The sequence below is a fragment of the Pararhizobium gei genome, from assembly GCF_029223885.1.
GTDB classification, from domain to species: Bacteria; Pseudomonadota; Alphaproteobacteria; order Rhizobiales; family Rhizobiaceae; genus Pararhizobium; species Pararhizobium gei.
On record NZ_CP119409.1, the window covers coordinates 3,940,309 to 3,963,551 of the forward strand.

A 23,243-nucleotide genomic window follows, 5' to 3' on the forward strand; every position below is an offset into this window, starting at 1 on the left:
GCATCATGTCCATCACCACAGCCATCCTGCTGTTTCTGGCAGGATTTCTGTCCAGCGCCGTCAATGCCGTTGCCGGCGGCGGGACGTTTCTCACGTTTGGCGCCATGACCCTGGCGGGTCTGCCGCCGATCGTCGCCAATGCCACATCGTCCATCGTTCAATTTCCAGGCTATGTTACCTCTGCGCTTGCCTATCGGCGGGAAATCTTCGCCGATCGTCGAGAGGCCTTGATTTTGGGGGTTGTCTCCCTGATCGGCGGACTGGCAGGCGCACTCGTCCTGCTGTCGCTGTCAAACCCGGCCTTCCGGGCTTTGGTGCCATGGCTCCTGCTTGCCGCGACCGCGATCTTTGCGCTCGGGCCGCTGTTGCGTCCCGCTCCGAAGGAAAGCGGCGCACCTGTTGGCCTGCTCGGCCTTGCCGGGCAATTCGTCACCGCTATCTATGGCGGCTTTTTCGGCGCCGGCATGGGGATCATGATGCTTGCGGTGTTGGGTCTTTCTACAGGCGGCGATTATCACCGCGTCAACGCGCTGAAGAACTTCCTCGCCATGGTCATTGCCGCCGTTGCCATCGTCGTCTTCGCCGGCGGCAATGTCGTCGGCTGGCTGCACGCCGCCGTCATGATTCCAGGCGGCGCACTTGGCGGCTATGCCGGCGTCTGGCTTGCCCGCCGCGTGCCACAGGTGCTCATCCGGGCCGTCGTGGTGGCGGTGGGATTGCTGCTGGCCGTTTATTACTTCGTTACGGGATGAGAAACCTCATGCTGCCAACGCCGGATTTGCGTGAACGACACCATCTCCGACTGAATATCTATCGAAAAGCAACTTCCAGGTTTTGCCGGTCCTGAGCGACGACACGACATTGGGTTTCGAAGCCCTCGCCCTTGATGGACAGGACAAATTCAGACGGGATGCCGGCGGAATTGGACACGGACAGCCCTGCGCTGTCGGAGCCGAGCGATCTTACCGTACAATCGATCGCGGACCGCCGGTCGTTGAACATTATGGAGCCCGCTTTCAGGACCCGGCGGCGAGAACCCACTCCGCTTCCGGCGTTCAGCGACGTGAACGCAACGCACCGGTTCCGTCCCTGGTTTTTGGCCTGGTACATGGCCGCATCGGCCTGCGCCAGAAGTGTCTCTATGTCTCTTCCGACAATTGAGAGAGACGAAACGCCAAAACTGGCAGTCACCTTGAGGACACCGTGCTCAGTTGGAACAGACTGTGAAGCAAGCAGGATCCTGATCTTCTCCGCGACGGCAAACCCGCCCTCCCTGTCGACATGGGGAAGCACGACGGCAAATTCCTCGCCCCCCAGCCGCCCGAACAGATCTCCGACGCGGATAACCGTCCTGCAGGCAACAGCCACCGCCTTGAGAACCTCATCGCCAGCCGCGTGGCCAAAGGTGTCGTTGACCGTCTTGAAGTGGTCTATATCGAACACGATGCAGGACAGATCGTGCTGGTGACGAATGGCAAGCGAGATGAATTGCTCCGCATCTTGTCTGAAGGCGCGCCGCGTGAGCGCTTCCGTCAGGCTGTCCGTTGCCGCCGATTGCAGCAGCTCCATCCTGTCCATGACCGCACCCGTCAATTCCTGCAGAACCGCGAGATCTCTGGCAGAAAAAGACCTGGGCTTGCGGTCGATCGCGCATATCGTCCCGATCGTATGCCCATCTCTGGTTTTCAAAGGCACGCCGGCGTAAAAGCGGATATGCGTCTCGCCGGTCACGGCCGGATGCGTGGAAAAACGCAGATCTTTGGTGGCGTCTTCAACGATAATCGGTTCTTCTCGATCAATGACATAGCGGCAGAACGTATCCTCCCGTGGCGCCTCCTCGCCCGGAAGCCCCAGGCAGGCATTGTACCATTGGCGATGCCCATCCATCAGGGACACAAGGCCGATATCGACCAGGAAGATTTTCTGTATCAATCTCGCAATGCGCTCGAAGCCTTCGTCTCTGGGCGAATCGAGCAGATCGAGAGTCTGCAAAGCCACCAGCCGATTGGCCTCACGCTGCAAAACCTCTGCGGACGATTTTCCGAAAATCCGTGAAGCCATATTTTCCCTGCCCTTGTCAGAGGGATCTGAATGAGGATGGGCTCATAAAATCATGAACAAATAGCGCATTCTGATGAACAGCGTACCATCGGATGCGCATATTCGCCATCGCCGCTCCATTGTCCAATTTCCAGGAAGGGGTGGCTGAATTCAGAGTTCCAGACAAAAATCTCCCACCAGCATATCGATGGTCATCGATGCAGAAGATCGGGCCGGCGCTTTTCCGTCAGCCGGCGTGCCTCGGCATCGCGCCACCTGGCGATATCGCCGTGATGACCGGAGGTAAGCACAGGCGGGATTTCCATGCCTTCGAAAACCTGTGGCCGGGTATAGTGCGGATGCTCCAGCAACCCGCCCTCAAAACTCTCGTGCACACCCGACAGGTCATTGCCCATGACGCCCGGCAAAATGCGCACGACGGCATCGAGCAGGATCAGCGCGGCCGGCTCGCCGCCGGAGAGAATATAATCGCCGATCGAGACCTCTTCGAGCCCGCGACTGTCGATCACCCGCTGATCGACGCCTTCAAAGCGGCCACAAACCACAATCACGCCTGGACCGGCTGCCAGTTCGCGAACCCGCTTCTGCGTCAGGGGCACGCCGCGCGGGCTCATTAAAAGACGGGGGCGGTCATCGCCGGCCGTGGCATGGTCGATGGCCTTGGCAAGAATGTCGGCCCTCAGGACCATGCCCGCGCCGCCGCCAGCCGGTGTGTCATCAACCGTGCGATGCCTGTCATCTGCGAAATCCCGGATCTGCAGCGTGTCGAGCATCCAGTCCCCGCGCGTCAAGGCCTTGCCTGACAGGGATTGAGAGAGATGTCCCGGAAACATATCCGGATAGAGGGTCAGGATGGTGGCGCGGAAACTCATCGCCTGCCGCTCACGTCTTCTTCGGCTGAAAGGGCGCGCTCGGATCCTCGTCCTTGTCATCGACCAGACCCGCCGCCAGCGGATCGACAAGCAGGGTGCCGGCCTCAAGATCGATTTCCAGAACCGACCATTCCGTGAAGGGAATCAGCACCGGCCGCTTGCCGGGACCCTTGAGCTCCAGGAGATCGCCGGCGCCGAAATCGAAAACGCCGGTCACCGTGCCATAGCTCTTGCCATCGGCATCACGTGCTTCCAGCCCTTCAAGATCCGCATAGAAAAACTCGTCGTCGTCGAGATCGTCATCCGGCAGATTGTCGCGCTCGACGTAAAGATCAAGTCCGTTCAGCGCCTCGGCAGCATTGCGGTCGTTGACGCCGCGGAAACGGACGACCACGACATTTTTCGTCTCACGAACCTCCAGCACCTCGAAGGAACGGCCATCTTCTGCATGAAGATGCCCATAGTCGCCAATCGCCTCCGGCTCGGCGGCATAGGATTTGACGCGCACTTCGCCGCGCAGACCCTGCGCCCCGCCGATCGTTCCCATCAGGACAGGATTTTTCAGTTTGCTCATTGCAGGGCCTCCGGAACTGTTTCTCGCATAAACAAAAACGGGCGGCATGAAAACGCCGCCCGCCTCCAAAAAGATGTGACCGCTGGCTTATTCGGCAGCAGCTGCAGCGGCGTCTTCGGCCTTCTGCTTGGCTTCAGCAAGGCGTTCCTGTGCCTTTTTGCCCGGCAGGCCCTTGGTCGGGTTCGAGCGGGTTTCGCGGGTCGCGATGCCGGCTTCGTTGAGGAAGCGCAGGACGCGGTCGGTCGGCAGTGCGCCGTTCGACATCCAGTAGGCGATACGCTCGTTGTTCAGTTCGACGCGCTTGGCATCGTCCTTCTTGAGCATCGGGTTCCACGAGCCGACCTTTTCGAGGAAACGGCCATCGCGCGGCGAACGGGCGTCGGCAATCACGATCTGGTAGAACGGGCGCTTCTTGGAACCACCGCGGGCGAGACGAATTTTCAGTGCCATGTCATATACTCCTTGAGAAATCCAACCGCCTCTGGCGGCCTTTTGTGTTTGGTTGTTGAGCTGATCAATCCTTGAGATCGGCAGCGATGGCTTCATGATGCCGGATGACCTCGTGAATGATGAAGTTCAAGAACTTCTCCGCGAAATCCGGGTCCAGATCAGCTTCCTTGGCGAGACGCCGAAGACGGTCGATCTGGTATTCCTCGCGCGCCGGGTCCGCCGGCGGCAAATTGTACTTGGCCTTCAAAACGCCCACCGCCTTGGTGCAGCGAAACCGTTCGGCCAGCATGTGAACCAGCGCCGCATCGATATTGTCGATCGACTGGCGGTAGCCTAAAAGTTCCTGTTTTACGGCAGGATCGATCATAAGGGTCTGATCCTCACTTCTTCTTTGGCAAACCGGGCAGCCCCGGGAATCCGCCGCCCAGACCCGGCAGCTTCATGCCGCCGCCGCCGAGACCAGGCAGACCGCCGGGCATGCCGCCCTTGCCGAGACCCGCGGCCTCCGCCTGACGCTGCAGGGCTTCGAGCTGCTTGGGATCCATCTTCGACAGATCGGGCATGCCGCCACCCATACCGCCGAGACCCATCTTGCCGGCAAGGCCGCCCATCATCTGCTTCATCATGCCGCCCTTGCCTTTGCCGCCCATCATTTTCATCATGTCGGCCATCTGGCGGTGCATTTTCAGAAGCTTGTTGATGTCCGAGGCGTCGGTGCCGGAGCCGGCCGCGATGCGCTTCTTACGGGAATGTTTCAGCATATCGGGATTGGCGCGCTCTGCCTTGGTCATCGAGGAGATGATCGCCATCTGGCGGGCGAACATCCGGTCATCGAGGCCGGCGGCCGACATCTTGTCCTTCATGCCGGCCATGCCGGGCATCATGCCCATGATGCCGCCCATGCCGCCCATCTTCTGCATCTGGCCGAGCTGGTCGGCGAGATCGTTCAGATCGAACTTGCCGGTCTTCATCTTGGCGGCCATGGCCGCCGCCTTTTCGGCATCGATGTTTTCGGCAGCTTTTTCAACCAGCGAAACGATGTCGCCCATGCCGAGGATGCGGTCGGCGACGCGGCGCGGATGGAACTCTTCCAGCTCCGACATCTTTTCGCCGACGCCGATCAGCTTGATCGGCTTGCCGGTGACGGCGCGCATCGAAAGCGCTGCACCGCCGCGGCCATCGCCGTCCATGCGAGTCAGAACAAGGCCGGTGATGCCGACGCGCTCATCGAAATTGCGCGCCAGGTTGACGGCGTCCTGACCCGTCAGTGCATCGGCGACAAGCAGGATTTCATGCGGGCTGGAGCGGCGCTTGATCTCCGCCATCTCCATCATCAGCGGCTCATCGATATGGGTGCGGCCGGCGGTGTCGAGGATGACGATGTCATGACCGCCGAGCTTGGCGGCCTGCACGGCGCGCGCGGCAATATCGGTCGGCGACTGGCCGGCAATGATCGCCAGCGTATCGACGCCGGTCTGCACACCCAACTGGCGAAGCTGCTCCTGCGCTGCTGGACGGCGCGTGTCGAGCGACGCCATCAGGACCTTCTTCTTGTCCCGCGTCTTTAAACGAAGGGCGATCTTTCCCGTCGTCGTCGTCTTACCGGAACCCTGCAGACCAACCATCATGATGACGACCGGGGCAGCGGCATTCAGATCGATCGGCACGCCTTCGGAACCGAGCATATTGACCAGCTCGTCGTGGACGAGCTTGACGACCATTTGGCCAGGCTTGATCGACTTCAGGATTTCCGCGCCGACGGCCTTTTCGCGCACCTTGTCTGTGAAAGAGCGGACAACTTCGAGCGCGACGTCGGCTTCCAGAAGCGCACGGCGAACCTCGCGCAGGGCGGCCGAGACATCGGCTTCCGACAGCGCGCCACGGCCGGTCAATCCATTCAGGATTGACCCAAGGCGGTCCTGGAGACTTTCAAACATCGCTTCATCCTTGTCGCTTCATGGCTTGGGTTGCCCGAAACGTTGTGCTTTTCCTTGACCAAAACAAGACGCAAAGCCAAAAAGCACCCGAGGGCGCAACGCGCTGTCGGGTGTTAACCTCCGGGATCTCTTTATACCTTGACGGGTCCCGGTCGGTGGCTACAAGTCTTGTTCTTGTCGCAGATTGCGGGCGGTAAACACGAAAGCGGCGGGAAAGTCAAGGATAGCAGCCGTTTTTGGCCATATTGTTGGCTCGGCACCCTTAACAAAGACGGGAAGCAGATATGCGAATCTGGGTTTATGTCCCAGATCGTTTGCATTCTTCTGAACCCCGCCGATCACCTTCAGCTTGAAGCGATTGTGTCGGATGCTTGGGCCGGGTGAACGGGAATGTTTGGCCGGTTGGGACGGATAACTGGCAAGATCTTTTTGGCGATCACTGCCCGCAGGTCTTGATAAGCTTTTCGAACGCCTCTTTCGCACCTTTCAGCGTGAAGGTCGCGACTGGCACCTTGTCATTGTTGACATCTGAGAGCATGAACTGCTTCTGGCTCATCAGGACGCTGACGAAGGGCTTGTCGATGTTAGTCTCCATAACCATCGCGCCATCCATCCCCTCGTAGTGGGCATCGAGGGTGAACATTTCCTGATCGAGCGAGAATTCCATTTTTGTCTGGTATTCCTCATTGCCGCCTGGCGGATAGCTTTCATCCGCAAAGGGAAGATAGCGAATCCAGAGGCTGTCTTTGGAGCCGCATTGGACAAAAAGGTCGTGCTGTGCCTCCGGGACGCTAACGCTTGCCTGCGAGCAGATTGACGCCGTCATGCGCGAGCCGCCTTCATCCTCCTGCATCGAGGCTTCCCAGCGTTCGCATGGCTGGGCTAAGGCGGAGCTGCCTAGCAAGCAGAAAAAGAGTGTCGCGGTCAGTCGCATCAAAGCCTCCAAGGGTTGGCATATGTCTCAAACGTTCGGGGAGCCGAGACTATTCGCGGCGCTGGAGGCGGTCGGAGGACGCGCAGTTCACTACCGGCCTTGGGCATTGATTAGCTTTATCTGACAGCCGCTAGTTACTTGCAACTAGAATATCGTGAGGCGCTGTAAGACGAGCCAGGAATTCATCCGCTTTCTCAATCCGTTGGAAAAAGCCTTGCCGGCAGGCAAGGTCATCCATGCCATTCTCGACAGTGAGGCGGACAAGCATTGCCCGCCGAACGCGACCCACAAGCATCCCAAGGTGCTCGAATGGCTGGCCGATCACCCCCGATGGACCTTCCATTTCACCCCGACATCCGCATCATGGCTCAATGCGGTCAAGACCTTCTTTTCAGCTCTCACCAGAAGAGCACTGCGAAGAGGCGTGTTCAAATCCGTGCCTGATCTGCAGAAAACAATCCGCGATTATATCAAGCGCCGGAATGCCGAACCCAGACCCTTCTCTGGACAAAATCCGACAACGACGTTTTCTCAAAGCTCGACGAACTGCCTGTACCGTCTGTATGAGTAAGTGCACTAGCTCTCGCACGTGATCGGTTCCCATGACACAGACACCGCCTGGCCGGAAACACCGTAATCCCTACTATACCGGCCCTATCTCCGATCATTTCGATGGAATGTGCTTTTTCAACCCGGACGGCGAGGCGCCGCTGGGGTTTCGCGAGGTGATGCGCTGGCAGTTCGGCGGTGGCCGGAGCGCTTGGCCGAAGCAGGTACCAAGCCCCTTCCCTGCAGCAAAGCCCGACGATCGTGTCGATGGCAAGGGCTTGCGCGTGACCATGGTTGGCCATGCCTCGCTCCTCATTCAGGTTGCCGGCCTCAACATCCTAACAGATCCGGTCTGGTCAGCGCGCACCAGTCCGTTCTCCTTTGCCGGACCGAAACGCGTGGTCGAGCCCGGCGTGGCCTTCGATGATCTGCCGCCGGTCGATATCGTGCTTGTCACCCATAATCACTATGACCATCTCGACCTCGTGACCCTGAAGCGGCTGCAGCGGGATCATAGCCCGCATATCGTCACGCCGCTCGGCAATGACACGATTATTCGCCGCGCAATCCCGCAGGCAAAGATTTCCGTCATGGACTGGGGAGAACAGCTTTCCCTTGCCGGCGGCACGGAAATCGACTGCGAACCCTGCCATCACTGGTCGGCGCGTGGCGCCCGTGACCGGAGCATGGCGCTTTGGGCGGCCTTTGTCATCACGACGCCTGCCGGCAAGATCTACCATATCGGCGACACGGGTTTCCACAACGGCATCAACTACAAGGCTGCGGCCGAAAAGCACGGCGCGTTCCGCCTCGCCAACCTGCCGATCGGCGCCTATGAACCACGCTGGTTCATGAAAGCCCAGCACCAGAACCCGGAAGAAGCCGTGCAGGGCATGCAACTCAGCAAAGCGGTCCATGCGGTCGGCCATCATTTCGCGACGGTGCAATTGACTGACGAGGCTATCGACTCCCCGGCCACGGCACTTGATGTGGCACGAAGACGTCACGGTATCGCAGCGGAGCGGTTCCGGGCTTTGCGGGCCGGCGAAGTGTTCCACGTTCCCGAGATCTAGCCCGCTCTCCTGCCAATTAACCCATTGCTCCGTCCCACTGGTAATTTCCCGTCGTTTCCGCCATATAGACCGCAATCTCGATGGAAACGGACGCCATGAACACCACGGTCGAATTTGCAAGGATGAACGGGCTTGGCAACAAGATCCTGGTCGTCGACATGCGCGGCCGCAGGGATAAGGTGACGCCGGAGGCCGCAATCGCCCTCAATGCCGATCCCGCCACGCAGTTCGACCAGATCATGGCGGTTCACGACCCGAAGATCGACGGCACGGATGCCTTTATCGACATCCTGAATTCGGACGGCTCGAAGGCCCAGGCCTGCGGCAACGGCACGCGCTGCGTCGTCCAGGCCCTGGCGGCGGAAACCGGCCGGCACGCCTTTACCTTCCAGACCGTCGCCGGCATCCTGAATGCGCAGGAACATGCCGATGGCACGATCTCCGTCGATATGGGCAAGCCGGTTTTCGACTGGGACAAAATCCCGCTCTCCGAGGAATTTTACGACACCAGCCGCATCGAGCTGCAGATCGGCCCGATCGATGCTCCGATACTGCATTCGCCTTCGGTGATGTCGATGGGCAATCCGCATGCGATCTTCTGGGTAGACCGGGACGTCATGTCCTTCGATCTCGAACGCTTCGGGCCGCTGCTCGAAAACCACCCGATATTTCCCGAGCGCGCCAACATCACCCTGGCGCAAGTCAACTCGCCGTCCTCGGTGACGACGCGGACCTGGGAGCGGGGCGCCGGCCTGACACTGGCCTGCGGTTCGGCCGCCTGTGCCGCCGCTGTTTCCGCCGCCCGCACGGGCAGGACCGGCCGCATTGTCGCAATCACAGTTGCCAGCGCCGTCCCGCCCGGCATACTCAGCATAGAATGGCGCGAGCGCGACGACCGCGTCGTCATGACAGGGCCGGCGGAATGGGAATGGTCGGGGACGGTCGATCCCGCAACCGGTATCTGGTCGAAAGACGAAGAACCCCACGTCCGGCAAATGGGAAACCGTGCGCTTTGAGCGGCGTCGATATCATTACTTTCGGCTGCCGGCTCAACACCTATGAATCCGAAGTGATGCGGGCAGAGGCAGAGAAGGCGGGGCTGAACCACGCAATCCTCGTCAACACCTGCGCTGTCACCGGCGAAGCTGTGAGGCAGGCGCGACAGGCCATCCGCCGTGCTCGGCGCGAGAATCCGCATGCCCGCATCATCGTTACCGGCTGTGCCGCCCAAACCGAGAAACAGACCTTCGCCGGCATGCCCGAGGTCGATGCCGTACTCGGTAACGAGGAGAAGCTGAAAAGCGCTTCCTATCGTTCGCTGCCCGATTTTGGCGTCTCGGCGGAAGAAAAGCTGCGCGTCAACGACATCTTTAGCGTGCGCGACACAGCACCCCAGATGGTCAAGCTGATCGAGGGCCATGTGCGCGCCTTCATTCAGGTTCAGAACGGCTGCGACCACCGCTGCACCTTTTGCATCATCCCCTATGGACGCGGCAATTCCCGCTCCGTACCGATGGGCGCTGTCGTCGATCAGGCGCGCAAGCTTGCCGAAAGCGGCTATCGCGAGATCGTTCTGACCGGTGTCGACGCCACCAGCTACGGAGGCGATCTGCCCGGCGCGCCGACACTCGGCCTGCTTGCCAAGACGCTGCTGAAGCAGGTTCCCGAGATCCGCCGCTTGCGCCTCTCCTCCATCGACAGCATTGAGGCCGACAGCCACCTGATGGACCTGATCGCCGGCGAGCCGCGCTTCATGCCGCATCTGCACCTGTCGCTACAGCATGGCGACGACATGATCCTGAAGCGTATGAAGCGCCGCCACAGTCGCGCTGAAGCCCTTGGTTTCATTGCAGATGTTCGTCGGCTCAGGCCGGAGATGAGCTTCGGCGCCGACATGATCGCCGGCTTCCCGACGGAAACGGAAGAGATGTTCGGCAATGCGGTGAGTTTGGCGCAGGAGGCGGGCATTGCCCATCTGCACGTTTTCCCTTATTCGCCGCGGGAAGGAACGCCCGCCGCCCGCATGCCGCAGATCGACCGCTCGCTTGTCAAGGAGCGCGCCGGCCGCTTGCGTGCCACTGGACTTGCGCTGCATAAAGCCCATCTTGACAGCATGATCGGCTCCCGGCAAAGCCTGCTCGTCGAAAACAACGGGCTGGCGCACACGGAAAATTTCACGCTTGTTGCTGCTCCCGGTCTGAACCCGCGGGATTTCGTGGAGGCGACGGTGACCGGCCATGACGGCAGGCATCTCAACATGCAACTGACGGCCGCCGACGCGGCCTGAGCTTACGGATCATCAATGGCGCTCAGCTTCATCAAAAGGGTCTTCACCTTCGGCAAGGACAAGCCGGTTGAAGCCGAGCCCGCCGCAATGCCGGCAGACGCAACTGCCGGGATGGCCGAATCCGGCTTCACCCCGGCTGAAACCCGGGCAATCGAAGCCGAGCTCGATCCGCATTCGCGCACCGAGAACCTCCCCCTCGCCGCCGACCCGGTCATGCCCGAAGAAATGGAGACGGCCGGAGGCCCCTCGGCCGATAGCGCCGATGAGCAGGAGTACACGGGGCCGAAGGCGTCAACGTTCGAGGAAGAAGAGGAAGACACACCGGCCCTCTTACCCGCTGTCGAAGAGATCGGCGATCTCGGCTTGATCCCGCTGTCGCTGCTGGAAGCGGAGGCGGAAGCCGAAAGCTCACAAATTCAGGCGGACTTCCCCCCCTCTGTCCTGTCGGACATCTCCCCCTCAAGGGGGGAGATTGCTGGAGACGCTTCTCCCTCAAAGATGGACGCAGGGTTGATCTCCCCCCTTGAGGGGGAGATGTTCGCACCGCCGACAGAGGGGGGGAAGCCCACGACAAATACCGAGCCATCGGATTTGAACGATAGCCCGTCGGAGCATGCGGCGCTGCGTGAGGCTATCACCACCGCTTCGCCACCGGCAGAAGCCCCCATCCTGCCCAAAGGCTTCGCTACCGGCCCAGCCATACCGGAACCGGACGCTCCCAAGCAGAAGCTCACCTGGTTCCAGCGGCTGCGTCAGGGCCTGTCGCGCACCTCGTCGCAGCTCACTGGCCAGATCACCGCGCTCTTCACCAAGCGCAAGCTCGACGACGAAACGCTGCAGGATCTGGAAGACCTTTTGATCCAGGCCGATCTTGGCGTCGAGACGGCACTGCGCGTCACCGATACGCTGGCCTCAGAGCGCTATGGCAAGGACGTGACCGGCGAGGACGTAACCCGCATCATGGCGGCCGAGATCACCAGGGTCCTGGCGCCGGTGGCCAAGCCGCTGCAGCTCGATCTCAGCCACAAGCCGCATGTCATCCTCGTCGTCGGCGTCAACGGCACCGGCAAGACGACCACCATCGGCAAGCTTGCCGCGAAGCTTTCAGGCGCGGGCCTGAAAGTAATGCTGGCCGCCGGGGATACATTCCGCGCTGCCGCCATCGAGCAACTGAAGATCTGGGCGGAGCGCACCGGGTCCGACATCGTCTCCTCAAAGCTCGGCGCCGATGCCGCGGGGCTCGCCTATGAGGCCTTCGAACAGGCGCGGCTTAAAAAGAGCGACGTCCTGATCATCGACACGGCCGGGCGGCTGCAGAACAAGGCCGAACTGATGGCCGAACTCGAAAAGATAGTCCGGGTGCTGGGCAAACTCGATCCCGACGCGCCGCACACCGTGCTTCAGACGCTTGACGCGACGACCGGCCAGAATGCACTCAATCAGGTCGAGATCTTCCGCAACGTGGCTGGCGTCAACGGCCTGATCATGACCAAGCTCGACGGGACAGCACGCGGCGGCATCCTCGTCGCTATCTCCGCCAAGCACAAGCTGCCCGTGTATTTCATCGGCGTCGGCGAGGGCGTGGACGACCTTGAGCCCTTCGAGGCGAGCGATTTTGCCCATGCCATTGCCGGCATTGCCCATTGATGCCACAGATATGCCATGGCACTCGGCCATGGCGAGACGAAACGAACCAGGTTTGACGTAGCGCATGACATTTGAAAGCGACACCACGCCCACCCCTGCCGACCGGCATCATCCAATGCTCAAGCTGGCACTGGAACTCGGGCCGCTGCTCGTCTTCTTCTTCGCCAATCTGCGCGGCGAGTGGCTGGCGGCTACGTTTCCCGCCCTGTCCGTTCTCGGTGGCCCGCTGTTCATTGCAAGTGGCCTTTTCATGGCGGCGACGGTGATTTCGCTGGTCGTCTCGAAGATCGTCTTTGGCCATCTGCCGATGATGCCCTTCATATCCGGGATCGTCGTCATCGTTTTCGGCGGGCTTGGCATCTATCTGCAGGATGAACTCTTCTTCAAAATGAAGCCGACCATCATCAATACGCTGTTCGGGGTGGTGCTTCTGGGCGGCCTCGTCTTCGGAAAATCGCTGCTCGGCTATGTCTTCAATGCCGCCTTCCAGCTCGATCAGGAAGGCTGGCGTAAACTGACGCTGCGCTGGGGCCTGTTCTTCCTGTTCCTCGCCGTCCTCAACGAGATCGTCTGGCGCGGTGCCAACGCCTATTACCTGCCTGACACAAAGGCTGCCGACGATTTCTGGGTGGCCTTCAAGGTCTGGGGCACCATGCCGATCACGCTTGGGTTCACCATGTTCCAGATGCCGTTGATAATGAGGCATTCCGTGACCCCGCCGGAGGAAACGGGCAAGTGAATGCTGTCGATGCCCGCAGCCCGGTCCATCAGCGGCAGACTGTCTGGATCCTCGCCTGCGCCGCTATCCTTGGCCTGCAGATCCTCATCCTGCACTGGATGGGCCGCATAGCCATCTGCGAATGCGGCTATGTCAAACTGTTCGAGCCGGTCGCCAACGGTCCGGGCAATTCCCAGCATCTTGCGGACTGGTACACGCCCTCGCACATCATCCACGGCTTCCTGTTCTATGGTCTTGCCCATCTCGTGCTGCGCGGAAAGCCGCTGGCTGCGAAGCTGCTGCTGGCGCTGGTGATCGAAGGCGGCTGGGAATTGCTGGAAAACTCGCCTGTCATCATCGACCGCTACCGAACCGCGACCGTCTCGCTCGACTATTACGGCGACAGCATCCTGAACTCGGCAATGGACACCGTCTTCATGATGCTCGGCTTCCTGTTTGCCTGGCGCGCACCGGTTGCAGTCACCGTGGTCATCGCTCTGTTCTTCGAGCTTTTCACCGGCTGGCTAATCCGGGATAATCTGACGCTGAACGTTCTGATGCTGGTGTGGCCACTGGACGCCGTGAAGGCCTGGCAGGCTGCAATTTGATATTGTTCGCTGTAAATTTTTCAAATACTCTAATTTAGAAATTGTGAACTGTTTCATTTGAAGGGCTGAATGATGCGCATTGTGCACGGTATGATGTCGGTCCTTATCGTTTCCGCTTGGTTGGTGACGCCGGCCAATGCAGCCGACAAGACGCTCAAGAAGGAAGATTTGACGGCGCTCCTTGAGAGTGGAAAGACGCTTCGACTTGGAGGCGAGGGCATGGGCTATTCGGGTTCTCTCACTTTGTCAGCAGATGGAAAGGGAAAGGGTTCGGCCAAGCCTGATGGCGGAACCGCGATCGAGATTTCCGGTTCATGGAAGATAAAAGGCGACAAGTTCTGCCGGACATGGAAGGGATTGGACAAGGGCAAGGAGGTTTGTGAAACTTGGCGTTTGACTGCGCCGGGCCATGTCGATGTCTATCAGGGAAAGAAGAAAATCGGAGCAAATTCCTGGTAGGAGAGCCAACTTTCTACTTGCCCGCCACAGCCTTCTCGATCGCCGGATAGAGACCTTCTCGCAGGCTGCGCGCGTCGAAAGGTCCGACCCGCTTGTAAACGATCATGCCATTGGCATCCACCAGATAGGACTCCGGAATACCATAGACACCCCAGTCGATCGCCGCCTTGCCGCGCGGATCGACGCCGACCGCGGAAAACGGATTGCCGAGTTCGCCGAGAAACCGCAGCGCATTCTCGGTTTTGTCTTTATAGTTGATCCCGACGACTGTCAGCCGTGGATCCTTGGCCAGATCCAGGATAACAGGATTTTCGTCTCGGCAGGGAATGCACCAGGATGCCCAGACATTGACCAAAGTCATCTTGCCCTTGATCGCTGCATCGGTCAGCGCCGGCATGGGCGCACCGTTGAAGGAGGCCCCTTCCAGCGGCGGCATGTCGAGAACAGGCGCTTTGGTGCCGATCAGTGCCGAGGGGATTTCGCTGATGCTCCGGCCGGAATCGAGTTGGCTCCAGAAGATCGCCGCCAAGCCGGCGAAAATCGCTAATGGCAGAACAGCAAAAACCAACCGCAGCCTGCTCGGCCTGTCCTTTTCCGCAGTCGGCACGCCCGAGCTCACGGCCGGTCTCCGCTCTGGGCCGAGCGACGTCGAATGCCGGCTTCTTCCAGCGCCTGCAAGTTCCGCCGTTGGTTGCGGCCATCGATGATCACCCAGAGAAGAAGCCCGGCAACGGTGACTGCAGCCACGCCATAGCTTGCAACGACATAGCCCATATGGCCCATCATTCGATCAACTCTCCCGTCCGGCGTTGCGCGCTGCCTGACGTCGCATGGACATGACCCGGCGACGCCAGATTTCGTTGCGTATCGCAGCGATATGCAAGGTGAAAAACAACAGGGTGAAGCCGAGGACCATGACGAGCAGAGGCCGAAGGAATTCCGGGTCGATAGCCGGACCGTCGAGCCGCATCACGCTTGCCGGCTGGTGCAGCGTGTTCCACCACTCCACCGAAAATTTGATGATCGGAATATTCACGAAGCCGACGAGGATAAGCACCGCCGAGACCTTGGCTGCCTTGCCCGGTTCATCCATCGCCCTGTTGAGTGCAATCAGCCCAAGATACATGAGGAACAGTACGAAGACGGAAGTCAGCCGTGCATCCCATACCCACCAGGTGCCCCACATCGGCTTGCCCCAGAGCGAGCCGGTGACGAGCGCCAGGAAGGTGAAACAAGCGCCGATCGGCGCTGCGGCTCGGGCCGAGACATCCGCTAGGGGATGCCGCCAGACCAGCGTACCCAAGGCGGATACCGCCATCACCGTATAGCACATCATCGACAGCCAGGCGGACGGCACATGCAGATACATGATGCGCACCGTCTCGCCCTGCTGGTAATCGCCCTCGGTGATGAAACTAAGAGTGAGCCCGACCGCAAACAGCGCCGCCGTCAACCCGGCAAGCCAGGGCAGAACACGCTCCGCCAGGCTGAGAAACCGGGTGGGATTGGCAAGGTCGCTGAATTTGCGCAGCACGAAATTTTCGCTCATGATGACTCCTTAGCGCCGAAGCCCTTTCTCTTCAATGAAGACCTTTCAATCACATTTGCGTCAGTCCGACCCGGATCGCAGCGCCAATGCCGCCGCCACGGGTCCAACGACTGCAAAGAAAAGCGTAATCGCGATCAATATCAACAAGGGCGGCAAAAACGGCGCGGGATCCTCAACGGCCGCGTAAGCTGCACTCACCCCGAAGATCAGGACGGGAACGGCTAGCGGGAGGACGAGGATCGAGACCAGCAGCCCGCCGCGCGGCAGCGTCACCGCGACGGCCGCTCCTGCTGCGCCGATGAAGGCGATGGCCGGTGTCCCTGCCAAGAGCGTCAGCATCGTCGCGCCGATCGCGACCTCGCTCATGTTCATGAACAGCCCGAGCAGTGGCGCGGCGACCACCAGTGGCAGCCCGGAGGCCACCCAGTGCGCCAGACACTTGACCAGCACAATCAGCACCAGCGGCGTCTCCTGCATCAGCATCAGATCGAGCGACCCGTCCTCGCGCTCGGCCTGGAACAGCCGGTCAAGCCCCAGAAGCGATGCGAGCAAAGCGCCGATCCACAAAATGGCCGGCCCGATCCGCGACAGAAGATTGAGATCGGGGCCAACGGCGAACGGCACGACGGCGACCACGGTCATGAAGAACAAGACGCCGATCAGCGCCCCGCCACCGGCGCGCACCGAGAGTTTGAGATCGCGGAGGAAGAGGGCGATCATATCGTGAGTTTCCAACCCCGAAGGGCCGGATGAGGGGGGGCCTCACGGCAAGAGGTCAGTGACATCAGTAACCTATCTCCGTAAATCCAGCAGAAAACCCGATCATCAGCAACTCCCTCGCAACCACGCCCAAGGGCTGATGCGTCGCCGCAACGGCAATGCCGCCGGCGCCCAGATGGCCGGCCACCAACCCGGCAAACAACCGGTCAGCACGCGCGTCCAGCGCTGCCGTCGGCTCATCGAGGATCCAGATCGGCCGGTGGGCGACGAGCAGCTTGGCCATTGCGATCCGCCGTTGCTGTCCGGCCGAGAGATAGCCGAACGGCAGATGCGAAATCCCGGCAAGGCCGAGCGCTTCGGCAGCCTCCTCAACGCCAATCCCGGAGCCGCCAGCCGAATCACCCATGAAGGATTTCCAGAAGGCGAGATTGTCCGCGACCGTCAGCTCGCGCTTCATCGCATTGCGATGGCCGAGATAATGGCAAAGCTCACGGGGATGACCGGTTTCGGCGAGATTTCCCTCGACCCGGACGCGACCGGATTCCGCCGCCAGAAGACCTGCCAGAACCCGCAACAGCGTCGATTTTCCGGAACCGTTCGAACCGGTCACGACGAGAGCTTCGCCCGCCGACAGAACGAAGGAAATATCGTGGAAAATCAGGTCCTCTCCCCGTTTCGCACCGAGGCTTTCGACATGCAGGCTAATCGGCATTCACATTCCCTTTACGACATTCGTCGCAACGCAAAAAAATTGTCTCAAATTGGTCGCGCCTGCTCTGGCACCTTTGTTCGAAATTATCTATAACCGCGCCAACACGCCAGCGGTCGGCGTGAATTTCATCCTAGCGCCGAACATGGAATGATTTCCACGTGCGGACAGCGGAAATGGCCGTACCCGCATCCCATTTCGCGCATTTCCTGCGCTTCGGGCGTTCGTACGTCATTTTGGCGATCAAACGGAACGGGGTAACCAGTGTCCAAGTCCCTTGACAGTTTTAATTGTCGTTCGACGCTTTCGGTGAATGGCGTAGACTATGTCTACTACAGCCTGCCGAAGGCGGAAGAGAACGGCCTCACCGGCGTTTCCAAGCTGCCCTACTCGATGAAGGTGCTGTTGGAAAACCTGTTGCGCAACGAAGACGACCGCTCGGTCAAGAAGCAGGATATTCTCAATATCGCTGCCTGGCTCACCGACAAGGGCACGGCTGAAAACGAAATCGCCTATCGCCCGGCCCGCGTGCTGATGCAGGACTTCACTGGCGTTCCGGCTGTGGTCGATCTGGCCGCAATGCGCGATGCCATGGTCAATCTTGGCGGCGACCCGGAAAAGATCAACCCGCTGGTTCCGGTCGATCTCGTCATCGATCACTCGGTCATCGTCGATGAATTTGGCACGCCCACAGCATTTGCCCGCAACGTCGAGCTCGAATACGAGCGCAATGGCGAGCGTTACCGCTTCCTGAAGTGGGGCCAGCAGGCCTTCAAGAACTTCCGCGTCGTTCCCCCCGGCACCGGCATCTGTCATCAGGTCAACCTCGAATATCTCGGCCAGACCGTTTGGACGAAGGAAGAAGACGGCGAGATCACCGCTTACCCCGACACCTGCGTCGGCACCGACAGCCACACGACGATGATCAACGGCCTTGGCGTTCTCGGCTGGGGCGTGGGCGGCATCGAAGCCGAAGCGGCCATGCTCGGCCAGCCGGTCTCCATGCTCCTGCCTGAAGTCATCGGCTTCAAGCTGACCGGCAAGCTCAAGGAAGGCGTTACCGCCACTGACCTCGTGCTGATGGTCGTGCAGATGCTGCGCAAGAAGGGCGTCGTCTCCAAGTTCGTCGAATTCTTCGGCCCCGGCCTCGACAACATGACGCTCGCCGACCGCGCGACGATCGGCAATATGGGCCCGGAATATGGCGCCACCTGCGGCTTCTTCCCGGTCGACAGCGAGACCATCAACTACCTCACCATGTCCGGCCGCGAAGAGCAGCGCATCGCGCTGGTCGAAGCCTATTCGAAGGCTCAGGGCATGTGGCGTGAAGGCGACGGCGCCGATCTGGTCTTCACCGATACGCTCGAACTTGACCTCGGTCAGGTCGTGCCGGCAATGGCTGGCCCGAAGCGTCCGGAAGGCCGTATTCCGCTGGAAAATATCGCTTCTGGTTTCGCAGGCTCGCTTGAAGGCGAATACAAGAAGCCCGGCCAGCTCGATGCGCGCTACGCCGTCGAGGGCGCGGACTACGATATCGGCCATGGCGACGTGGCGATTGCCGCCATCACATCCTGCACCAACACCTCGAACCCGTCCGTTCTGATCGCCGCCGGCCTGCTCGCTCGCAATGCCGTCGCAAAGGGCCTGAAGTCGGCGCCTTGGGTGAAGACCTCGCTTGCACCGGGATCCCAGGTTGTCGGTGAGTACCTCGAAAAGTCAGGTCTTCAGAAGGATCTCGACGCACTCGGCTTCAACCTCGTCGGCTTCGGCTGCACAACCTGCATCGGCAATTCTGGCCCGCTGCCGGCGCCGATCTCCAAGACGATCAACGAGAAAGGCCTGATCATGTCCGGCGTTCTCTCGGGCAACCGCAACTTCGAAGGTCGCATCTCGCCGGACGTCCAGGCGAACTACCTCGCTTCGCCGCCGCTGGTCGTCGCCTATGCGCTGGCCGGCACCGTCCAGAAGGATCTGACGACAGAACCGCTCGGCATTGGCAGCGATGGCCAGCCGGTGTTCCTCAAGGACATCTGGCCGACGTCGCAGGAAATCCAGGAATACATCCTGAAATACGTCACCCGCGCGCTCTACGCATCGAAATATGCCGACGTGTTCAAGGGCGACGTCAACTGGCAGGCCGTCCAGATCCCGGAAGGCCAGACCTATGCCTGGGACGACAATTCGACCTATGTGCAGAACCCGCCCTACTTCGTCGGCATGGGAAAGACCGGTTCGGGCATCTCCGACATCAAGGGCGCCCGCGTACTCGGCCTGTTCGGCGACAAGATCACCACCGACCACATCTCGCCGGCCGGCTCGATCAAGGCAGCGTCTCCGGCCGGCGCCTACCTCATCGGTCACGGTGTCGGCGTTGCCGACTTCAACCAGTACGGCACGCGCCGCGGCAACCATGAAGTGATGATGCGCGGCACCTTCGCCAATATCCGCATCCGCAATCACATGATGGGACCGAACGGCAAGGAAGGCGGCTACACGATCCACTATCCTTCGAAGGAAGAGATGTCGATTTACGACGCGGCCATGCAGTACAAGGCCGAAGGCGTGCCGCTGGTCATCTTCGCCGGTGTCGAATACGGCAATGGCTCGTCGCGTGACTGGGCAGCCAAGGGCACAAACCTTCTCGGCGTCAAGGCCGTGATCGCCCAGTCCTTCGAGCGCATCCACCGGTCCAACCTCGTCGGCATGGGCATCGTGCCCTTCGTCTTCGAGGAAGGCACGACATGGGAATCGCTGGAACTGCGCGGCGACGAGCTTGTCTCCATCGAAGGCCTGACCGATGTCCAGCCTCGCGAAAAGCGTGTCGCCAAGATCAGCTATAGCGACGGCACGACGAAGGAAGTCCCGCTCATCTGCCGTATCGATACGCTGGACGAAGTAACCTATATGAACAATGGCGGTATTTTGCAGACCGTTCTGCGCGACCTCGCCGCCTGACAAAATCGGCAAAAACCGACAAGCCGGGGCTGAAAGGCTCCGGCTTTTTCGTGGCCGGTTCGGCCAGGACACAGGATGCCGGTTTCTCACTCCAACGTGACTTTCTGTTGAAAGCGAGGCGGCGTATGAAGGGGCCAATCCCCTTGCCTGCTGCAACGCCGACTGGAAATACCGATGTCCTTACCTTCTGCCACACGTCGCGTTCTGCTCGCCATTGGCTTTTGCCTTTCGGCGCTGCCGGCGGTTGCCGGCGAGCCCGCCGGTGTCGTGGAACTGTTCACCAGCCAGGGATGCTCCTCCTGCCCGCCGGCCGATGCGGCTCTGAAGAAACTGATCGACGATGGCAAGGTCGTGGCCCTGTCCTATCATGTCGACTACTGGAACTATCTCGGCTGGGCGGACACGCTTGCCACCAAGGACAATACGGCACGGCAATATGCCTATGCCCGCATGCTGGGCCGCAGCGGCGTCTATACGCCCCAGGCGATCCTTAACGGACGCAGTCATATCAACGGCGCCGATCTCGACGGCATAAACCGTAAACTCACCGAAATGAGCACAAACGGCAAGGGACTGGCAGTCCCGGTCCAGGCCTCCGTCAAGAACGATGAAATTGAGATCAAGGTGGGCGCGGGAAGCGGCAAGGCCAATCTGCTTGTGATCTATTTCAACCGCGAACAGATGGTCGATGTGAAGACGGGAGAAAACAGCGGCAAGACGATCTCCTACTGGCATGCCGTGCGTGATATTCAGACGGTCGGCATGTGGGATGGCAAGCCCGCCCGATTCGTGCTGCCGGCTTCCGTTCTTCAGGAGGGCGAGAATGGCGGATGCGCCGTACTCTTGCAGAAAATGAAAAACAACGAAACTCCCGGCGCTATTCTCGGCGCCACCACCATCATGGGTGAAAACAAGGCCAACTAGGCTCCTGCGTCAGGTCGGCCCGCATCATGTGCTGGGTTGAGGTCGATGTTCCCAACAGAACCGGCATTGCTGTTTGGCCAGAAATATCACTGTGCCTGAAAGATCTTCCCTGACGAAATGGAACTGGTGGCTTGCATTTCGGCGAGGCTCAGGCAAACTGTAACGATCCTGTCACAATCGAACTGGGATACAGATGACGGATCAGTCGGATTTGCCGCAAGGTGAGAGCCGTTCCGAAAGGCAGACAAATTCCGACGTGGTCGTTCACCTGCATGACTATCGCAGCGGCCAGGATCCCTTGCCCATCACTTTCCATCGTCGTGAACTGGACCTGATTTTCCGCGTCTATGGACGCATGGTCGGGGAGAACGAATGGCGGGATTACGCGCTCGATCACCTGCGCGACCGGGCCGTATTTTCGGTCTTCAAGCGCTCGGGCGAATTACCGCTGTACCGGATCGAGAAAAACCCCAGGCTTGCCGCCAAGCAGGGCGCCTTCAGCATCGTGGATACGCATGGCAGAATTCTCAAGCGTGGCCATGAACTGCATCAGGTGCTCAAGATCTTCGACAAGATGCTGAAGTTGATCGACACGTGAATCAGCGACTGTAGAGCGTGTCGGGATAGATGTCCGCCTCCGGATGGGTTGTAATCCCCTCTCCAAGTGCCAACTGCATGAAGACGGTATCCAGCCAGCGGCCATGCTTGAAGCCTGAGCCCTTTATCATACCGCTCTGTTCAAAGCCTGCAGCGCGGTGAACCGCGATGGACGCAGGATGCGCGCCGCCGATCACGGCAACCATCTGGCGGAAGCCAAGGGCGGTGCAACGCGCGATGAGCTCGGCAAGCAGCGCCCTTCCCACGCCGTGCCCACGCGCTTCGGGCGCCAGATAAATCGAATCCTCCACCATAAACCGATAGGCCGCGCGGGTGCGGAAAGCCGATGCATAGGCATAGCCGATCAGGAGGCCCATCGCATCGACGGCAGAAATATAGGGATAACCATTGGCGACGATCGCCGAAAAACGCGAGGCCATCTCGATCTCGTCGGGCGGTGTCGTTTCATAGGACGCGACACCGGCAACAACTGAATCGCGATAGATGCTGGTCACGACAGGAATATCGGCTGGAGTGGCATTGCGTAAAGAAAACGACATGGATATTGGCCTGAACAGGAGACTGTTCCTCAGTCAGAACAAGAGCGATCAAGCACGTCAATCAGCAAGAATTGCAATACAAAAAAAGGCGGCCGAAGCCGCCTTTTCCGATAGGTTCCATTCCGTCTATTCGCGGTTTCCGAGGAAACGCAGCATGAACAGGAACAGGTTGATGAAGTCGAGATAGAGCGTCAGGGCGCCCATGATCGCCTTGCGTCCGGCCATTTCGGCGCCATCGCCCTCGAAGTACATTTCCTTGATCTTCTGCGTGTCGTAAGCGGTCAGACCCGCAAAGATCAGAACGCCAATCACGGAGATCGCAAAATCCAGGGCAGATGAGCCGAGGAAAATATTGACGACCGAAGCGATGATCAGGCCGAACAGCCCCATCATCAGGAACGAACCCATACCAGACAAGCTACGCTTCGTCGTGTACCCATAGAGCGAGAGGGCGCCGAACGAAGCCGCCGTCACGAAGAATGTCTTCACGATGCTGGCGTCCGTATAGACGAGAAAGATCGACGAAAGCGATACGCCCATCAGTGCCGCATAAACCCAAAACGTCGTCTGGGCAGCGGATACGCTCATAGAGTTGATGCGGAAGCTCATGTAGAAGACCAGCGCGATCGGGGCCAGCATGATCACCCATTTCAAAGGCGACTGGTAAATCAGCACTGCAAAATCAGGATTCGTCGCGGCGAATGCCTGGACGCCGAAGGCGGCGATACCCGTGATCGCAAGGCCAAGCGCCATCAGGTTGTACACCTTCAGCATATAGGTGCGCAGACCCTCGTCGATTACGGCCCCCGCCTGTGCACCGGCAGGCGACACCCGGGTTTGGTAGTTTCTGAGATCAGCCATTGTTTCCTCTTTAAAAGCCCCGGTTAAGGTTACGGTGTCGGGTCGCGATGGCTATCCTGCCATCCGATCCAGGCGCCGCTGCGGGGCTCCAGCATGCCTGCATCGAATATGATGTCGAATTGCGGCTTGCACAAGACCGCGAGCCCGGCGAACTGCGAGAAAAGCTTGGCTCACAGGCTTTTGAAGGCCCGTCTTAACG

At 59.9% G+C, this 23,243-nt stretch carries 26 protein-coding genes and 1 pseudogene; 13 read left to right on the top strand and 14 right to left on the bottom strand.

The features are described 5' to 3' along the window. Nucleotides 1-5 precede the first annotated feature (5 nt). Nucleotides 6-752 (top strand): sulfite exporter TauE/SafE family protein, encoded by a 747-nt coding sequence (locus tag PY308_RS19095; RefSeq protein ID WP_275785726.1) that lies wholly within the window; start codon nt 6-8, stop codon nt 750-752. 58 nt (nt 753-810) lie between these two features. Here the strand turns inward: PY308_RS19095 and PY308_RS19100 are convergent, their stop codons facing one another. The 7 genes from PY308_RS19100 to PY308_RS19130 all read right to left on the bottom strand — a co-directional run bounded on the left by PY308_RS19100 (nt 811) and on the right by PY308_RS19130 (nt 6,828). Further along, on the bottom strand, nt 811-2,061 hold the full coding sequence (locus PY308_RS19100; RefSeq protein WP_275785728.1) for a sensor domain-containing diguanylate cyclase: 1,251 nt from the start codon (nt 2,059-2,061) through the stop codon (nt 811-813). 191 nt (nt 2,062-2,252) lie between these two features. Beyond that, a complete protein-coding gene (gene trmD, locus PY308_RS19105) occupies nt 2,253-2,933 on the bottom strand; it encodes a tRNA (guanosine(37)-N1)-methyltransferase TrmD (RefSeq protein ID WP_275785731.1) in 681 nt (226 codons plus the stop codon). Nucleotides 2,934-2,943: 10 nt separating this feature from the next. After that, nucleotides 2,944-3,507, bottom strand: coding sequence for a ribosome maturation factor RimM (gene rimM, locus PY308_RS19110; RefSeq protein WP_275785734.1), 564 nt, complete (start codon nt 3,505-3,507; stop codon nt 2,944-2,946). Nucleotides 3,508-3,594: 87 nt separating this feature from the next. Further along, on the bottom strand, nt 3,595-3,957 hold the full coding sequence (gene rpsP, locus PY308_RS19115) for a 30S ribosomal protein S16 (RefSeq protein ID WP_275785736.1): 363 nt from the start codon (nt 3,955-3,957) through the stop codon (nt 3,595-3,597). Nucleotides 3,958-4,021: 64 nt separating this feature from the next. Beyond that, nucleotides 4,022-4,324 (bottom strand): chorismate mutase, encoded by a 303-nt coding sequence (locus tag PY308_RS19120; protein WP_275785738.1) that lies wholly within the window; start codon nt 4,322-4,324, stop codon nt 4,022-4,024. Nucleotides 4,325-4,337: 13 nt separating this feature from the next. After that, on the bottom strand, nt 4,338-5,894 hold the full coding sequence (gene ffh, locus PY308_RS19125) for a signal recognition particle protein (RefSeq protein ID WP_275785741.1): 1,557 nt from the start codon (nt 5,892-5,894) through the stop codon (nt 4,338-4,340). Between the two features lie 436 nt (nt 5,895-6,330). Further along, nucleotides 6,331-6,828: a hypothetical protein gene (locus PY308_RS19130; RefSeq protein ID WP_275785744.1), complete on the bottom strand. Its 498-nt coding sequence runs from the start codon at nt 6,826-6,828 to the stop codon at nt 6,331-6,333. A gap of 151 nt (nt 6,829-6,979) precedes the next feature. Here PY308_RS19130 and PY308_RS19135 point away from each other — a divergent pair. From PY308_RS19135 to PY308_RS19170, 8 genes and pseudogenes are all read left to right on the top strand, one after another. Continuing rightward, a pseudogene (locus PY308_RS19135) lies at nt 6,980-7,395 on the top strand (transposase); the annotation flags it as partial. Between the two features lie 35 nt (nt 7,396-7,430). Continuing rightward, nucleotides 7,431-8,450 carry an MBL fold metallo-hydrolase gene (locus PY308_RS19140; RefSeq protein ID WP_275785746.1) on the top strand — a complete coding sequence of 340 codons (1,020 nt, stop codon included), beginning with the start codon at nt 7,431-7,433 and terminating at the stop codon, nt 8,448-8,450. A 95-nt stretch (nt 8,451-8,545) separates the two neighbouring features. Then, nucleotides 8,546-9,466 carry a diaminopimelate epimerase gene (gene dapF / locus PY308_RS19145; protein WP_275785749.1) on the top strand — a complete coding sequence of 307 codons (921 nt, stop codon included), beginning with the start codon at nt 8,546-8,548 and terminating at the stop codon, nt 9,464-9,466. Continuing rightward, complete coding sequence (gene mtaB, locus PY308_RS19150) at nt 9,463-10,737, top strand: tRNA (N(6)-L-threonylcarbamoyladenosine(37)-C(2))-methylthiotransferase MtaB (RefSeq protein ID WP_275785752.1); 1,275 nt, start codon at nt 9,463-9,465, stop codon at nt 10,735-10,737. Before dapF ends, mtaB begins: the two co-directional genes overlap by 4 nt. Nucleotides 10,738-10,752: 15 nt before the next feature. Continuing rightward, complete coding sequence (ftsY, locus tag PY308_RS19155) at nt 10,753-12,384, top strand: signal recognition particle-docking protein FtsY (RefSeq protein ID WP_275785754.1); 1,632 nt, start codon at nt 10,753-10,755, stop codon at nt 12,382-12,384. 64 nt (nt 12,385-12,448) lie between these two features. Further along, complete coding sequence (locus PY308_RS19160; protein ID WP_275785757.1) at nt 12,449-13,123, top strand: septation protein A; 675 nt, start codon at nt 12,449-12,451, stop codon at nt 13,121-13,123. Next, the gene (locus PY308_RS19165) at nt 13,120-13,710 is read left to right on the top strand and encodes a DUF2585 domain-containing protein (protein WP_275785759.1); all 591 of its coding nucleotides are present in this window, start codon (nt 13,120-13,122) and stop codon (nt 13,708-13,710) included. Before PY308_RS19160 ends, PY308_RS19165 begins: the two co-directional genes overlap by 4 nt. Before the next feature lie 69 nt (nt 13,711-13,779). Continuing rightward, nucleotides 13,780-14,169: a hypothetical protein gene (locus PY308_RS19170; RefSeq protein ID WP_275785761.1), complete on the top strand. Its 390-nt coding sequence runs from the start codon at nt 13,780-13,782 to the stop codon at nt 14,167-14,169. A 13-nt stretch (nt 14,170-14,182) separates the two neighbouring features. Here PY308_RS19170 and PY308_RS19175 read toward each other — a convergent pair whose 3' ends face one another. The 5 genes from PY308_RS19175 to ccmA form a co-directional block, all read right to left on the bottom strand. Then, nucleotides 14,183-14,788, bottom strand: coding sequence for a DsbE family thiol:disulfide interchange protein (locus tag PY308_RS19175; protein ID WP_275785763.1), 606 nt, complete (start codon nt 14,786-14,788; stop codon nt 14,183-14,185). Then, on the bottom strand, nt 14,785-14,955 hold the full coding sequence (ccmD, locus tag PY308_RS19180) for a heme exporter protein CcmD (protein WP_275785765.1): 171 nt from the start codon (nt 14,953-14,955) through the stop codon (nt 14,785-14,787). The genes PY308_RS19175 and ccmD overlap by 4 nt, the downstream gene beginning before the upstream one ends. Nucleotides 14,956-14,959: 4 nt before the next feature. After that, entirely contained in the window at nt 14,960-15,718 is a 759-nt protein-coding gene (locus PY308_RS19185; protein ID WP_275785768.1) for a heme ABC transporter permease, read from the bottom strand. Between the two features lie 60 nt (nt 15,719-15,778). Then, complete coding sequence (gene ccmB, locus PY308_RS19190; protein WP_275785770.1) at nt 15,779-16,438, bottom strand: heme exporter protein CcmB; 660 nt, start codon at nt 16,436-16,438, stop codon at nt 15,779-15,781. A 64-nt stretch (nt 16,439-16,502) separates the two neighbouring features. Beyond that, nucleotides 16,503-17,150 (bottom strand): heme ABC exporter ATP-binding protein CcmA, encoded by a 648-nt coding sequence (ccmA, locus tag PY308_RS19195; RefSeq protein WP_275785773.1) that lies wholly within the window; start codon nt 17,148-17,150, stop codon nt 16,503-16,505. A gap of 261 nt (nt 17,151-17,411) precedes the next feature. Between ccmA and acnA the strand changes: the two genes are divergently transcribed. From acnA to PY308_RS19210, 3 genes are all read left to right on the top strand, one after another. After that, nucleotides 17,412-20,102, top strand: coding sequence for an aconitate hydratase AcnA (gene acnA / locus PY308_RS19200; RefSeq protein WP_275785775.1), 2,691 nt, complete (start codon nt 17,412-17,414; stop codon nt 20,100-20,102). Between the two features lie 174 nt (nt 20,103-20,276). Further along, on the top strand, nt 20,277-21,026 hold the full coding sequence (locus tag PY308_RS19205) for a DUF1223 domain-containing protein (RefSeq protein WP_275785777.1): 750 nt from the start codon (nt 20,277-20,279) through the stop codon (nt 21,024-21,026). Nucleotides 21,027-21,219: 193 nt separating this feature from the next. Beyond that, nucleotides 21,220-21,624 carry a DUF2794 domain-containing protein gene (locus PY308_RS19210; RefSeq protein WP_275785779.1) on the top strand — a complete coding sequence of 135 codons (405 nt, stop codon included), beginning with the start codon at nt 21,220-21,222 and terminating at the stop codon, nt 21,622-21,624. A 1-nt stretch (nt 21,625) separates the two neighbouring features. Here the strand turns inward: PY308_RS19210 and PY308_RS19215 are convergent, their stop codons facing one another. Further along, nucleotides 21,626-22,183, bottom strand: coding sequence for a GNAT family N-acetyltransferase (locus PY308_RS19215; RefSeq protein ID WP_275785780.1), 558 nt, complete (start codon nt 22,181-22,183; stop codon nt 21,626-21,628). A gap of 126 nt (nt 22,184-22,309) precedes the next feature. After that, nucleotides 22,310-23,044: a Bax inhibitor-1/YccA family protein gene (locus tag PY308_RS19220; RefSeq protein WP_275785782.1), complete on the bottom strand. Its 735-nt coding sequence runs from the start codon at nt 23,042-23,044 to the stop codon at nt 22,310-22,312. Nucleotides 23,045-23,091: 47 nt separating this feature from the next. Here PY308_RS19220 and PY308_RS19225 point away from each other — a divergent pair, with 47 nt between their 5' ends. Next, nucleotides 23,092-23,241, top strand: coding sequence for a hypothetical protein (locus PY308_RS19225; protein ID WP_275785785.1), 150 nt, complete (start codon nt 23,092-23,094; stop codon nt 23,239-23,241). Nucleotides 23,242-23,243: the final 2 nt, after the last annotated feature.

What these genes read in the sequence shown, in the direction of transcription:
- PY308_RS19095 (WP_275785726.1), top strand. Translation starts at nt 6, where the DNA reads ATGTCCATCACCACAGCCATCCTGCTGTTTCTGGCAGGATTTCTGTCC.
- PY308_RS19100 (WP_275785728.1), bottom strand. Translation starts at nt 2,061, where the DNA reads ATGGCTTCACGGATTTTCGGAAAATCGTCCGCAGAGGTTTTGCAGCGT.
- trmD (WP_275785731.1), bottom strand. Translation starts at nt 2,933, where the DNA reads ATGAGTTTCCGCGCCACCATCCTGACCCTCTATCCGGATATGTTTCCG.
- rimM (WP_275785734.1), bottom strand. Translation starts at nt 3,507, where the DNA reads ATGAGCAAACTGAAAAATCCTGTCCTGATGGGAACGATCGGCGGGGCG.
- rpsP (WP_275785736.1), bottom strand. Translation starts at nt 3,957, where the DNA reads ATGGCACTGAAAATTCGTCTCGCCCGCGGTGGTTCCAAGAAGCGCCCG.
- PY308_RS19120 (WP_275785738.1), bottom strand. Translation starts at nt 4,324, where the DNA reads ATGATCGATCCTGCCGTAAAACAGGAACTTTTAGGCTACCGCCAGTCG.
- ffh (WP_275785741.1), bottom strand. Translation starts at nt 5,894, where the DNA reads ATGTTTGAAAGTCTCCAGGACCGCCTTGGGTCAATCCTGAATGGATTG.
- PY308_RS19130 (WP_275785744.1), bottom strand. Translation starts at nt 6,828, where the DNA reads ATGCGACTGACCGCGACACTCTTTTTCTGCTTGCTAGGCAGCTCCGCC.
- PY308_RS19140 (WP_275785746.1), top strand. Translation starts at nt 7,431, where the DNA reads ATGACACAGACACCGCCTGGCCGGAAACACCGTAATCCCTACTATACC.
- dapF (WP_275785749.1), top strand. Translation starts at nt 8,546, where the DNA reads ATGAACACCACGGTCGAATTTGCAAGGATGAACGGGCTTGGCAACAAG.
- ftsY (WP_275785754.1), top strand. Translation starts at nt 10,753, where the DNA reads ATGGCGCTCAGCTTCATCAAAAGGGTCTTCACCTTCGGCAAGGACAAG.
- PY308_RS19160 (WP_275785757.1), top strand. Translation starts at nt 12,449, where the DNA reads ATGACATTTGAAAGCGACACCACGCCCACCCCTGCCGACCGGCATCAT.
- PY308_RS19170 (WP_275785761.1), top strand. Translation starts at nt 13,780, where the DNA reads ATGATGCGCATTGTGCACGGTATGATGTCGGTCCTTATCGTTTCCGCT.
- ccmD (WP_275785765.1), bottom strand. Translation starts at nt 14,955, where the DNA reads ATGATGGGCCATATGGGCTATGTCGTTGCAAGCTATGGCGTGGCTGCA.
- PY308_RS19185 (WP_275785768.1), bottom strand. Translation starts at nt 15,718, where the DNA reads ATGAGCGAAAATTTCGTGCTGCGCAAATTCAGCGACCTTGCCAATCCC.
- ccmB (WP_275785770.1), bottom strand. Translation starts at nt 16,438, where the DNA reads ATGATCGCCCTCTTCCTCCGCGATCTCAAACTCTCGGTGCGCGCCGGT.
- ccmA (WP_275785773.1), bottom strand. Translation starts at nt 17,150, where the DNA reads ATGCCGATTAGCCTGCATGTCGAAAGCCTCGGTGCGAAACGGGGAGAG.
- PY308_RS19205 (WP_275785777.1), top strand. Translation starts at nt 20,277, where the DNA reads ATGTCCTTACCTTCTGCCACACGTCGCGTTCTGCTCGCCATTGGCTTT.
- PY308_RS19210 (WP_275785779.1), top strand. Translation starts at nt 21,220, where the DNA reads ATGACGGATCAGTCGGATTTGCCGCAAGGTGAGAGCCGTTCCGAAAGG.
- PY308_RS19215 (WP_275785780.1), bottom strand. Translation starts at nt 22,183, where the DNA reads ATGTCGTTTTCTTTACGCAATGCCACTCCAGCCGATATTCCTGTCGTG.
- PY308_RS19220 (WP_275785782.1), bottom strand. Translation starts at nt 23,044, where the DNA reads ATGGCTGATCTCAGAAACTACCAAACCCGGGTGTCGCCTGCCGGTGCA.
- PY308_RS19225 (WP_275785785.1), top strand. Translation starts at nt 23,092, where the DNA reads ATGGCTATCCTGCCATCCGATCCAGGCGCCGCTGCGGGGCTCCAGCAT.